Below are 13,006 nucleotides of genomic sequence, written 5' to 3'. Positions count from 1 at the left end.
TCACGCACTCCCACGGATCACGAGACGATGCGGCAGCAGCACGCCCGGCACGTTGGCCTGCGGATTCGCGAGGCGTTGCAGCAACAGACGCGCGGCGGTCTCGCCGAGCTCGCGCATCGGCTGCGCGATCGTCGTGAGCGGCGGATCGATCTGCGCGGCGAGCGAGATGTCGTCGAAGCCGGCCACGGCGACGTCGTCGGGCACGCGCTTGCCGACGCTGCGCAAGCCGTGGATCACGCCGATCGCGAGCGTGTCCGACACCGCGAAAATCGCGCTCGGCGCATCGGGCTGCAGCATCAAGCCGGCCACGGCCGAGGCGCCCGCCTCGTAATCGAGGCTGTTCAGATTCATGCGCCAGCGCGGATCGGGGGCGATGCCCGCGTCGCTCAAGGCGTCGAGGTAGCCCTGCTGACGCTGGCGCGCATACAGATAGTCGACGTCGGAATTGATCAAGCCGATGCGCCGGTGGCCACGCGCGAGCAGATGGCGCACGGCGTCGCCCGCCGCGCGGTAGTTGTCGATGCCGACGTACGGCACGCCCATTTGCGGATCGAACTCGCAGCACGCGACCCACGGCAGCGCCTGCGACGCCTCGCCGAGCGCCTGCTGGATCGTCGCCGGATCGAGGCAGATCGCGCCGTCCGCGCGGCGCCGCCGCAGCATGTCGAAGTAGCTGCGCTCACGCCCCGGGTCCGCGCCGGTGTCGCATAGCAGCATGAAATAGCCGTGCTGACGCGCGACGCTGTCGATGCCGCGCACGATCTCCGCGTAAAACGGATTGCCGAAGTCCGGCACCATCGTCAGCAGCAGGCGGCTTTCGGCGGTGCGCAGATTGCGCGCGAGTTCGTTGACGCGGTAGCCGCTCGCGTCGATCGCGGCGAGCACCCTGTCGCGGGTGGCGGGCCGCACGTTCTCGTGGCCGTTCAGCACGCGCGACACCGTCGCGACCGATACGCCCGCCTGCTCGGCCACGCCGGCGATCGACGGCCCGTCGGCCGCGCGCGGCGAGCGCCTCTGCGGCTGAGGTTGCGGTTGACTGCTCGCGCCGGACACCACGGCCGGCGACGATCGGGACGGCGTTCGGGACACACGACCTCGCAGCAAAAATGTAATCGATTACATTTTGTGGCGATGGCGATGCGAATCGCAAGGACGGATCGCTAGGGATTAACACGGGGTCCGCCCGGCCTGGCGCTTGCCCGCGAGCGGCCGGCGCAAGTCAGCCATTTGGTACAATCCCGCAGTTCCCCTGACGCGGCTTGCGATGCGAATGCTTGCTCTGAAGTCGCGGCCGCCGGCCATCCGCCGGGGCCGGGTCAGGACAAAAGTTAGCGGCAGCCGCCGCCCGCTCGCCAAACCAAAACCGCCGAATCCACCATGAACATCGAGCAAGCGCGTTTCAACATGATCGAACAGCAGATCCGCCCCTGGGAAGTGCTCGACCAGGACGTGCTGAATCTGCTGTCGATCGTCAAACGTGAGAATTTCGTCCCCGCCGCTTACCGCGATCTGGCTTTTGCCGACTTCGAAGTGCCGCTGCCGGCCGGCCAGCATATGCTGGCGCCGCGCGTCGAGGCGCGCGTGCTGCAGGAGCTCGCGGTGAAGAAGCACGAAAGCGTGCTGGAAATCGGCGCGGGCTCGGGTTACATGGCGGCGCTGCTCGGGCATCGCGCGCAACACGTGTTGACCGTCGACATCGAACCGGAACTGGCCGAGTTCGCGAAGAGCAACCTGATCGCCAACGGCGTGCTGAACGTCGAAGTCGCAACCGGCGACGCCGCGCGCGGCTGGACCGGCGCGGCACCGTACGACGTGATCTGCGTGTCGGGCGGTTTGCCGGTGCTGCCGCAGGAAATTCTCGAACAGCTGAAGGTCGGCGGTCGTCTCGCGGCGTTCGTCGGCAGCGCGCCGGTGATGAAGGCGCAAGTCATCACGCGCATCGACGAAAAGCAATACCGCATCTCCGACGTGTTCGAAACCTATGTCGAGCCGCTCGCCAATGCGGTGCAGCCGGCGCGGTTCAGGTTCTAAGCGGCTCTTTTTCGCCGCGCTTCGCGCTGTATTGTTGATCCGGACGAGCGGCGAGTAAGCCGTCGTCCTTTTAACTGGATGTCCCGCTGATGCAAAACCTGACCGCTCCCGCACTCGCCGAATGGCTCGCCGATACCTCGCGCCCCGCACCCGTGCTGCTCGACGTACGCGAGCCGTGGGAATTGCAAACGGCGTCGATCGCCGGCATCGTGTCGATCCCGATGCGCGAGATTCCCGCGCGCAGCGAAGAACTCGATGACGACGCGCAGATCGTCTGTATCTGCCACCACGGTGCGCGCAGCGCGCAGGTCGCGATGTTCCTCGAATCGCGCGGACACACCAACGTGTTCAATCTGCAAGGCGGGATCGACGCGTGGTCGCGTCAGGTCGATCCGTCGGTTCCGACTTATTGAGATTTACCGCGCGGTAGCGCATTGAAGCGGCGCAAGGGCTGATGGTCCTTGCGCCGTTTGTCTTTGGTGCTGCGCACACTCGCTAGAGCAGTCAAAATTTTGGGCCGTCGCCCATGTACGGACAACCTGTCGCACGGTGATTATCTGATCGCTGCCGATCCGGGCAGCGACTCATATAGATCGTCGACGTACCTATGTCCTTGTCCGTGTTTGAGATGCACTCCGTGGAGCTGCGCTGTCAGAGGCCCTTGGGTGCTTGTTATGTAATCTGTGATGAGTGGCATTTCAAGGCGTGCCTGAGGAAGGCCGCCGACCTCGAGAGGGCCAAAGCAGATACCCGAGAATTTCTCGGTATCGCCGGACTGAACCATAGCGAGTGGGAACGGGACCAGGATCTGATCAAAAGCATTGGGCGGCGTCTGTCCCTACCGTTTCAAGCTTTCCGAGACCGTGACCCTGGCACCGGTGGCTGGTGGGTCATCAATGCGCTTCTCGCAGAGGTACGGCGGGGAGGCCTGCTTGCCGTCAAAGGCCGTCGTGCTGACCTGTTTCCGCAAACCCATAGCACGCCGCTGAGGAATTTTGCGGTAAGGGCAGCCGATCTCCCGAACGACAGACTCATGCGGTCCGGCCCGTACGATCAGGTCACGCGGCAAGTCCGGTTGTTCGCCGCACCTGCCTCCGCGTCTGGTCGCAGCAGCGACGGCAGTCTGCTCGATGTCGCTGTCGCCGTGATCGGTGCGCGAGCCGGCGATGGAGACGCATCGACGCTGCTTGGTGACGCGCAGCCGTTCGAATACCAGTCGGGTATCGCTGATGTCGACTCATTCGACATTGCCAAAACTCCAAACGAGGGCGAGCCGGGAACGTGGTACACGAATCCGGGCAGTGGGCAGATGCGGCTATTCGGAGATGATGGGAAACCTGTTGTAGACCTGGATATCGACCATTTTCACAATGGCATGAAACCGCACGCACATAACTGGAATGGCAGCGCGCAAATCTGGGGTTCCGGCTTGCAACCCCGGCATGCGGAAGCTGCGCGAACGTCAGGGACTGATGCTGTCGAAGGAATGCATGTACCGCGGGGCTCCGGATGCCGCGCGCGCAACGTCCGCTGAAGGTCTATCAGCCACGTAGTCGCCGCGCACCCGGCACGACGGCGTTACGACATCTGACCGGTATTGACAGCCCCTTGCCAGGTCTCTCTAAAGGCTGCCTGGGCTTCTTCAGTCGGGCCACCGGATCACACAGCGGTCACATTGCCTTCCTACACTCGGGTCAGCATTACGTTTTTCTTTCGAAAATAAAACATAAAGCTTTCTTAAATTAGACAATGTTGACGCCATGTCCATCCAAAGACTCATAAGAACGCTTGCCGCTTCCCTGATCGCGGCCGCCATGCTCGCCTCGTGCGGCGGTACCGATTCGTCCACAAACACGTCCACAAACACGTCCACAAGCGCGCCCACCAAGTCGGATTCCGAACAACCCACCCCGGTCAAGCGCTGCGCGCCTTGAGCTACGACCGAGCCTGCAGAAGAACACTCAATGATTTCACGCCGCAAATTTCTGAAAGCCGCTAGTGGCGCCGGCTTTGCCGCTGCCACGCTGGCCAGCTTCCCGCTTAGCATCCGCCGCGCGCTGGCGATTCCCGCCAACAACGCCACCGGCACCATCAAGGACGTCGAGCATGTGATTATCCTGATGCAGGAGAATCGCTCGTTTGACCATTATTTCGGCACGCTCAAGGGCGTACGCGGCTTCGGTGACCGCTTCACCATTCCGCTGGCCAACGGCCGCAAGGTCTGGCAGCAGCAGCGCGGCAACGGCGCTGTACTCACCCCGTATCACCTTGACGGCAGCGCCAACAACGCACAGCGCGCATCGGGCGCCAATCACACGTGGGTGGACAGCCAGAACGCGTGGGACAGCGGCCGTATGTCGAATTGGCCCACCTACAAGACAGATGTCTCGATGAGCTACTTCAAGGAAAAGGAAATCCCGTTTCAGTTCGCGCTGGCCAATGCCTTCACGCTGTGCGATGCGTATCACTGTTCGATGCATACGGGTACCGATGCCAACCGCTCTTTCCACATCACGGGCACGAACGGTCCCACTGCCGCTGGCGTGGCTTTCGTCAACAATGAGTGGGACTACATCGACGGCCTGGCGGCTTCGGTCGATACAGGCTACACCTGGAAGACCTATGCAGAGCGCCTCGAAGATGCGGGCGTGAGCTGGATCTCGTACCAGAACATGCCGGACGAATGGGGTGACAACATGCTGGGCGCCTTCCAGCAATTTCGCCGCGCCAATCTGGCCTCGGGCTTCCCCGTGGCCAGTGGTGGAGCGCCGGGCAATCCCTATGCCGATACCGGGCAGCCCTTGCCCTATCACGCCTACGATGCAGCCGCGGACAACGCAGCCAACCCGCTGTACAAGGGCATCGCGAACACGCTGCCGGGCACCACGCCGGAAAGCTACCTCGATGCGTTCAAGCGCGACATCCGCGAAGGCAGGCTACCGCAGGTCAGCTGGATCAATGCGCCATCGATCTATTGCGAACACCCCGGGCCATCCAGTCCGGTTCAGGGCGCGTGGTTCCTTCAAGAGGTACTCGATGCGCTGACAGCTGTGCCCGAAGTGTGGAGCAAAACCGTGCTGTTAATCAATTTCGACGAAAACGACGGTTACTTCGACCACATGCCCTCGCCGTCGGCGCCGTCACGAAATCCCGATCAGACGTTGGCAGGCAAAACCACACTGTCCGATGACGACATGCGGTTCGAGTACCACGCCTATCCGGCGCCGCAGGGCAGCAAGGACCAGCCCGCGCAGGACGGTCGCGTCTACGGGCCCGGCCCGCGCGTGCCGCTGTACGTGATCTCGCCATGGAGTCGCGGGGGCTGGGTCAATTCGCAGGTCTTCGACCATACGTCGGTGCTGCGCTTCCTGGAAGAGCGCTTTGGTGTGAAGGAGACCAATATCAGCCCGTACCGCCGCGCCGTGTGCGGAGACCTGACTAGCGCCTTCAACTTCAAAACTCCCAACAATGAGTTGTTACCCACGCTGAACGGGCGCAGCACCCGGGCCGAGGCCGACCAGTTGCGCAACTCGCAACAGGCCCTGCCAGCCGTGCCGCTGCCGGTGGACATGCAGTTACCGATCCAGGCAAGCGGCACGCGACCCTCTCGCGCGCTACCTTATGAGTTGCACACAAGCGCGCGCTGCGCGGCCAACGGCACTGTCGAATTACTGTTTTCCAATACCGGTACCCAGGCCGCGGTGTTCCATGTGTATGACCGCTACCAGCTGAATCGCGTGCCGCGTCGCTACGTGGTCGAGGACGGTAAGACGCTGGCCGACAGTTGGAACGCGCAGCAGGACAACCTCGGCATGTATGATCTTTGGGTGCTAGGCCCGAACGGTTATCACCGGCATTTCAAAGGCGACCTGAGCCGCCTTGCCGACAGCGGGGTCACGCCGGAAATCCGCGTCTGCTACGACATCGCCAACGGCGACGTTTATGCCGACCTGATGAATACCGGCAAGAGTGCCTGCAACTTCACGATTACGCCGATGGCCTACCGCACCGATGGCCCATGGCAGGTTCAACTGGCAGGCACAGGCATGGACTCGCTTCACTGGTTTCTGGCGTCCAGTGGCCAGTGGTACGACTTTGCTGTGACCTGCGATAGCGATAAGGCGTTCTACCGTCGCTTTGCAGGACGGGTGGAGACCGGCAAGCACTCGGTTAGCGATCCGGCCATGGGCATGAGCGGGACCATGCCTGGTAAGCACTGAGACACTCGATTGGCCTTGATGGAGGGGCAACGAGAGTGTAAAAAGTTTTGTGTAAACGGTCATTTGGCAGGAGACTGCCAGCAACGGGAGTTCGATAACAAGAAAGAGCGAGTACGGCTGTTGTTCAGCGGGGCCACCCGATGTTGGGCCAACGACTTTCTGATACAGAACATCGTCTACTCAATCAAGGTGCTAACCGATTTCAATTCGGATGAGTACCGGAAGGCACTAGCCTCGCTGGACAAAGCTTACTCGTGGGGGAAAGGGAAGCCGTTGAAAAACATTGCGGTTCTTGAGGCCACACTAGGCGCTGAATTACTTATAGAGTTTGATTCCCTTGAAGTAGAACCCGAATCATCGGTTTAGGATACTGGCACGATAGCAATGCCTCATCCACTGTACGACCTGCGACAGACTTGATGATGCCAGGATTCACTATTCCCTAAGCCGCCAATGACCTGATAGCGTGCTGGTTTTAGTAACCGTCGTCGGACAGCGCATCGAAATTGACGTGTTCGGCGATGGGCAGATGGAAGTGTCTGGTTTTACCGGGGCATGAAGATATCGAGGGAGGCGCGGAATTGATCGAGTCACTGGATCTCGTTCTCACCAATCAGGCTTGCGCAACAGAACTGGCGTGCTTGCCATCAATTTCAGTCAATGAGTCATTGAGTCAGCCGATATCCGAAGAATGGACTCCCCAGATGGATATGTCGCCTCGCTTTTTGCAGGGGATAACATTCTTCGATGCCGATCCCAAAAGGAACGCAAGCATCGCCCCGACTAGCGACACAGCATTGCCGGCCCACGAGCGAATAGCCCGCTGGCGTTTTCGATCAAGCGGCGTCCCGATCTGGCTCGGGTGTCGATACGAAGGCACTGGCATCGTGCTTACAAGGCAACTATCCGCTTCCTATAAAGAATGCCGGCTTGTCTATGGCCCCGGTGGAATCGTCAAGCAGATTAGCTGCGACTAGCAAGTCCCCTGAAGGCTGACATATCGGATGGGCTGTCGGGGGCGCGTTCTGTCGTGTCGGCTCTCCCTGTTCGGCATCGGCGGTCTTTCTTTCAGTCCACCCAAATCCCACGTCATGCACAAAGACGCGGCGCCCCGATGCCGCCGATGCACCGCCAATGCCCAGCGCGCGCCAGCGGCGCTTCGCTGGCGGCAAAGTGCGCTTCGTCGCGGCACGACACGCACCCGAACGAAGCGCGGCGCGCGCGACTGCACCAGTTTCGCGCCGCGGCATCGATGGCTCGACGCGCCGCCCTCGCGCCGATAGCCGCGCCGCAATGGGCATCGCACGCGCACCGCGTCGAGTGTGTCACATGGCATGTGCCTTGCAGTAGACGAGCGGCTACTCGTGCGAGCTCAGCCAGGCTGGCTGAAATCGACGCTCATAAACATTGACCATCAATGACAAGGGGAAAGCACATGAAACGTCGCAGTCTGTTGAAGTACGGCTCCATGTCCGGCGCGCTCGCGCTCGCCGGCCGCGTGCCGTTCGCGCACGCGCAGTCCGATAGCGGCCCGATCAAGGTGGGCATCCTGCATTCGCTGTCCGGCACGATGGCGATCTCCGAAACGTCGCTGAAAGACACCGCGTTGATGACGATCGCCGACATCAACAAGAACGGCGGTGTGATGGGCCGTCAGATCCAGCCAGTGGTCGTCGACCCGGCGTCGAACTGGCCGCTGTTCGCCGAGAAGGCGCGCCAGCTTCTGACGCAGGACAAGTGCGCGGTGGTGTTCGGCTGCTGGACCTCGGTGTCGCGCAAGTCGGTGCTGCCGGTGTTCGAGGAGCTGAACGGCCTGCTGTTCTATCCGGTGCAGTACGAAGGCGAGGAAATGTCGCGCAACGTGTTCTATACGGGCGCCGCGCCGAACCAGCAGGCGATTCCCGCGACCGAATACCTGATGAGCGCCGAAGGCGGCGGCGCGAAGCGCTTCTTCCTGCTCGGCACGGACTATGTATATCCGCGCACGACCAACAAGATCCTGCGCGCGTTCCTCAAATCGAAGGGCGTGCAGGAAGCCGACATCCAGGAGGTCTATACACCGTTCGGCCACAGCGACTATCAGACCATCGTCGCGAACATCAAGACCTTCTCGCAAGGCGGCAAGACCGCCGTAATCTCGACCGTGAACGGCGATTCGAACGTGCCGTTCTACAAGGAGCTCGGCAACCAGGGGCTGAAGGCGTCGGACGTGCCGGTCGTCGCGTTCTCGGTCGGCGAAGAGGAGCTGCGCGGCATCGATACGAAGCCGCTCGTCGGCAATCTCGCGGCCTGGAACTACTTCATGTCGTTGCGCAATCCGTCCAACGAGAAGTTCAAGAAGCAATGGGCCACGTGGGTCAAGGACAACAACCTGCCGGGCGGCACGAAGCGCGTGACCAACGATCCGATGGAAGCGACCTTCGTCGGCATTCATATGTGGAAGCAGGCGGTCGAGAAAGCAAAGAGCACCGAGGTCGACAAGGTGCGCGTCGCGATGGTCGGCCAGACTTTCGCCGCACCGTCGGGCTTCACGCTGGAGATGGACGGCAACCACCATCTGCACAAGCCGGTGATGATCGGCGAGGTACGCGCGGATGGCCAGTTCAACGTCGTGTGGCGCACCAAGGGACCGATTCGCGCGCAACCGTGGAGCCCGTTCATCGCTGGCAATGCGGGCAAGCCGGATGTGGTCAGCTCGATTCCGGCGTTCCTGCGGCGCGCGCGAGTCGCATGACGTGTCGGCGTGAGCCTCGTCGCGGCTCGCGGCGGCGATGTGGCGCGCGGGTCACCACGCGGGTATCGCCGCTCCGGTCGCGACGCGCGACCTGCGTGCCGACGCGCGCGCGGCGCGCGCGTGACCCAGACGCCCTGCGCTTCGCGCCGCCGCCGCGCGTTGGCTGCGTCGCGCGGCGTGACCGCGCACGCCAATGCGCGGCAACGTCCCGCTGAAGCGGCGGCGACGTCTGACGCGACGCCCTCGCGCTCTCGAGCGGCTCATCGATTCAACCCAGTGCAAAAGGCCATCATGGCGTTTTCATTTCCGACTTCCGTACGACGACGCGGCGCGACGCTCCTGCTGCCGCTCGCGGTCCTTCTCGCCGCCGCGCCGGGCGCTGCATTCGCGCTGACCCAGGCCGACGTCGCGCCGCTCGCCGGCGACGACTTCGAGGCGAAGTCCGCCGCGATCGACAAGCTGATCGCCACGCACGATGCCGCGTCGCTCGCGGTGCTCAAGGCGCTCGCCGACGACAACGCGCTCGCCACCGACGCAGGCGCGGTACTGCTGCAGGACGGCGACGCCACCCGCGATGCCGTCACCGGCCAGCCCGTCGCCACGAGCGACGCGCAACCGGTCACGCTGAACAACCTGCTGCGCTCCAAAGTGGCGGGCGCGCTGTCGGGTCTGCAACTCGCCTCGCCCGATCGGGCGACACGCGCAGCCGCCGTCGATGCGCTGCTGCAAAACCCCGATCCGTCGATCAAGCCACTCGTCGACGCGGCGCGCGCAAAAGAAACCGATCCCGCTCTGAAGAAACGTCTCGACACGCTGTGGGCGATGAGCGCATTGCACGACCCGGATCCGGCCAAGCGCCTCGATGCGGTGCAACTGGTCGCCGCGCGCCACGACCTCGACATGAACGAACTGCTGCGCCCGCTGGTCGCGAAGAAAGCCGACGGCACGTTTGCCGAAGCCGACGAACGCGTGCGCGCGGCCGCGCAAAGCGGCATCGATGAGCTCGATGCGATCCAGCGCCGCAGCCAGATCGCGGGCACGCTGTTCGCGGGGCTGTCGCTCGGCAGCGTGCTGCTGCTCGCCGCGCTCGGCCTCGCCATCACGTATGGCCTGATCGGCGTGATCAACATGGCGCACGGCGAATTCCTGATGATCGGCGCGTACGCGACCTACGTCGTGCAGAACCTCTTTCAGCGTTTCGCGCCTAACGCGTTCGACTGGTATCCGCTGCTTGCGATACCGGCCGCGTTCGTCGCGGCGGCGCTGGTCGGCATCGTGCTCGAACGGCTCGTGTTGAAGCACCTGTACGGCCGCCCGCTCGAAACGCTGCTGACCACCTTCGGCGTGAGCCTGATCCTGATTCAGGCGACCCGCATGCTGTTCGGCGCGCAGAACGTCCAGGTCGTCAATCCGTCGTGGATGAGCGGCGGCGTGACCGTGCTGCCGAATCTGATCCTGCCGTACAACCGGCTCGCGATTCTCGCGTTCTCGCTGATCGTCGTCGCGATCGCGTGGGCCGTGCTCACGCGCACGCGGCTGGGTCTGTTCGTGCGCGCGGTCACGCAGAACTGTCGCATGGCCGCGTGCGTCGGCGTGAAGACCGCGCGCGTCGATTCGTATGCGTTCGCGTTCGGCGCGGGCATCGCGGGGCTCGGCGGCTGCGCGCTGTCGCAGATCGGCAATGTCGGGCCGGACCTCGGCCAGAGCTACATCATCGATTCGTTCATGGCGGTCGTGCTCGGCGGCGTCGGCCAGCTCGCGGGCACCGTGCTCGGCGGCTTCGGGCTGGGACTCGTCAGCAAGGCGATCGAACCGTTCTGGGGCGCGGTGCTCGCGAAGATCGCGGTGCTCGTGCTGATCGTGCTGTTCATCCAGAAGCGTCCGCAGGGCATGTTCGCCTTGAAGGGCCGTAGCGCGGAGGCATGAGATGACATCGGCTACTTCATCGGCAGACCCCGCTTCCGCTTCGTCGTCGCGCGCCAGTGCCGCTGGCGCTGGCGGCGCGCGCGAGTCCAACACCGGCTTCGCGCTCGGCCTGCCACCGCGGCCCGCGCTGTTGTCGCGTCGCGCGTGGCTCGCGCTGATCGCGCTGATCATCGTGTTCGGCCTCGGCGTGCCGTTCGCCGCGCTGGTGATTCCGGAGACGAGCGCCTTTCATCTGTCCGCGTATGCGATGACGCTGACCGGCAAGTTCATGTGCTATGCGATCGCCGCGCTCGCACTCGATCTGGTGTGGGGCTACTGCGGCATCCTGAGTTTGGGTCACGCCTTGTTCTTCGCGCTCGGCGGCTACGCGATCGGCATGTACCTGATGCGCGCGATCGGCCACGACGGCAAGTACGGCAGCGATCTGCCCGACTTCATGGTGTTTCTCGACTGGCACCAGTTGCCGTGGTACTGGCAGGGCACGCAGCATCTCGGCTACGCGCTCCTGCTCGTCGTGCTGGTACCCGCCGTGGTCGCGTGGGTGTTCGGCTTCTTCACGTTCCGCTCGCGCGTGAAGGGCGTCTATCTGTCGATCATCACGCAGGCCATGACCTTCGCCGCGATGCTGCTGTTCTATCGCAACGAGACGGGCTTCGGCGGCAATAACGGCTTTACCGACTTCAAGCGCATCGGCGGTTTTCCGATCACGCATCAGGGCACGCGCGCCGCATTGCTGCTCATTACGTTCGCGGTGCTGATCGCCGCGTTCATCGGCGCGCGCGCGATCGTCACGTCGAAGCTCGGCCGCGTGGTGAGCGCGGTGCGCGACGGCGAAACGCGGCTGATGTTCCTCGGCTACAGCCCGCTCGCGTACAAGCTGTTCGTGTGGACCGTGTCGGCGGTGCTGTGCGGCATCGCGGGCGCGTTGTACGTGCCGCAGGTCGGCATCATCAATCCGGGCGAGATGTCACCGGGCAACTCGATCGAAATGGCGATCTGGGTGGCGGTCGGCGGACGCGGCACCCTGATCGGCCCCATCGTCGGCGCGTTCGCCGTGAACGGTGCGAAGAGCCTCTTCACGGCGAACTTCCCCGAATACTGGCTGTTCTTTCTCGGCCTGATCTTCGTGCTGGTGCCGCTGCTGCTGCCGAACGGCATCATGGGGCTCGTCGATCTGCTGACGCGTAAAAGGAACCGCTGATGAACGAAAACCCGATGGTTCCCGATCTGGATTTACCCGAAGCACCACCGGAACGCTCGCTGAGCGGCGTCGCGAGCATGGGACACGCGGTCGTGCCCGGCCAGATCGACGTATCGCACGGCACGATCCTCTACCTCGAAGACGTGACGGTCAGCTTCGACGGCTTTCGCGCGCTGAACGCGCTGTCGCTCGCGATCGACGCGGGCGAACTGCGCTGCATCATCGGCCCGAACGGCGCGGGCAAGACGACGATGATGGACGTGATCACGGGCAAGACCGCGCCCGATCACGGCAAGGTGTTTCTCGGCCAGTCGATCGATCTCACGCGCATGAACGAACCGGCGATCGCGCGCGCCGGCATCGGCCGCAAGTTCCAGAAGCCGACCGTGTTCGAGCAGCATCCGGTGTGGGAAAACCTCGAACTCGCGATGAAAACCGACAAGGGCTGGTGGGCGTCGCTGCGCGCGCGGCTCGATGGCGACGCGCAGGCCCGCATCGAGGAAACGCTCGCGCTGATCGGGCTGGAAAGCGAAGCGCGAAGGCTCGCCGGCGAGCTGTCGCATGGCCAGAAGCAGCGCCTCGAAATCGGCATGCTGCTGATGCAGCAACCGGCGCTGCTGCTGCTCGACGAACCCGCGGCCGGCATGACCGATGACGAAACGATGCAACTCGCCGAATTGCTCAACCACCTGCGCGGCACCTGCTCGATGATGGTCGTCGAGCACGACATGGAGTTCGTCGCGGCGCTCGCGGGCGACACAGGCAAGGTGACGGTGATGGCCGAAGGCCGCGTGCTCGCGCACGGCACGCTCGACGAAGTCAAGCGCGACGAGACGGTGATCGAGTCTTATCTAGGCCGGTGATTGCTGCTCGAAGCGGCTCCGCATCGTCAAC

At 63.4% G+C, this 13,006-nt stretch carries 10 protein-coding genes; 9 read left to right on the top strand and 1 reads right to left on the bottom strand.

From position 1 onward, the window contains the following. Positions 1 to 1,089: a LacI family DNA-binding transcriptional regulator gene (locus HDG39_RS19335; protein ID WP_184007740.1), complete on the bottom strand. Its 1,089-nt coding sequence runs from the start codon at positions 1,087 to 1,089 to the stop codon at positions 1 to 3. 288 nt (positions 1,090 to 1,377) lie between these two features. Between HDG39_RS19335 and HDG39_RS19330 the strand changes: the two genes are divergently transcribed. The 9 genes from HDG39_RS19330 to urtD all read left to right on the top strand — a co-directional run bounded on the left by HDG39_RS19330 (position 1,378) and on the right by urtD (position 12,975). After that, complete coding sequence (locus tag HDG39_RS19330; protein WP_184007738.1) at positions 1,378 to 2,031, top strand: protein-L-isoaspartate O-methyltransferase family protein; 654 nt, start codon at positions 1,378 to 1,380, stop codon at positions 2,029 to 2,031. Positions 2,032 to 2,120: 89 nt separating this feature from the next. Further along, positions 2,121 to 2,444, top strand: a complete 324-nt coding sequence (locus HDG39_RS19325; RefSeq protein ID WP_018419659.1) for a rhodanese-like domain-containing protein — start codon at positions 2,121 to 2,123, stop codon at positions 2,442 to 2,444. Positions 2,445 to 2,638: 194 nt separating this feature from the next. Further along, positions 2,639 to 3,565: a hypothetical protein gene (locus tag HDG39_RS19320; RefSeq protein WP_184007736.1), complete on the top strand. Its 927-nt coding sequence runs from the start codon at positions 2,639 to 2,641 to the stop codon at positions 3,563 to 3,565. Positions 3,566 to 3,995: 430 nt separating this feature from the next. Beyond that, a complete protein-coding gene (locus tag HDG39_RS19315; protein WP_184007733.1) occupies positions 3,996 to 6,251 on the top strand; it encodes a phosphocholine-specific phospholipase C in 2,256 nt (751 codons plus the stop codon). A gap of 521 nt (positions 6,252 to 6,772) precedes the next feature. After that, positions 6,773 to 7,228: an STY0301 family protein gene (locus tag HDG39_RS35860; RefSeq protein ID WP_409259190.1), complete on the top strand. Its 456-nt coding sequence runs from the start codon at positions 6,773 to 6,775 to the stop codon at positions 7,226 to 7,228. A 458-nt stretch (positions 7,229 to 7,686) separates the two neighbouring features. Beyond that, complete coding sequence (urtA, locus tag HDG39_RS19310; RefSeq protein ID WP_184007731.1) at positions 7,687 to 8,985, top strand: urea ABC transporter substrate-binding protein; 1,299 nt, start codon at positions 7,687 to 7,689, stop codon at positions 8,983 to 8,985. Between the two features lie 291 nt (positions 8,986 to 9,276). Next, entirely contained in the window at positions 9,277 to 10,911 is a 1,635-nt protein-coding gene (gene urtB / locus HDG39_RS19305) for an urea ABC transporter permease subunit UrtB (RefSeq protein WP_184007953.1), read from the top strand. Position 10,912: 1 nt separating this feature from the next. After that, a complete protein-coding gene (gene urtC, locus HDG39_RS19300) occupies positions 10,913 to 12,112 on the top strand; it encodes an urea ABC transporter permease subunit UrtC (protein ID WP_184007729.1) in 1,200 nt (399 codons plus the stop codon). Further along, entirely contained in the window at positions 12,112 to 12,975 is an 864-nt protein-coding gene (gene urtD, locus HDG39_RS19295; RefSeq protein ID WP_184007727.1) for an urea ABC transporter ATP-binding protein UrtD, read from the top strand. Before urtC ends, urtD begins: the two co-directional genes overlap by 1 nt. The last annotated feature ends 31 nt before the right edge of the window (positions 12,976 to 13,006 follow it).

It is taken from the genome of Paraburkholderia lebeckiae, from assembly GCF_014201005.1.
In the GTDB taxonomy this organism is placed as follows: Bacteria; Pseudomonadota; Gammaproteobacteria; order Burkholderiales; family Burkholderiaceae; genus Paraburkholderia; species Paraburkholderia tuberum.
The sequence above is the reverse complement of the archived record's forward strand: the minus strand, read 5'-3'. Positions and strand labels throughout refer to the sequence as shown.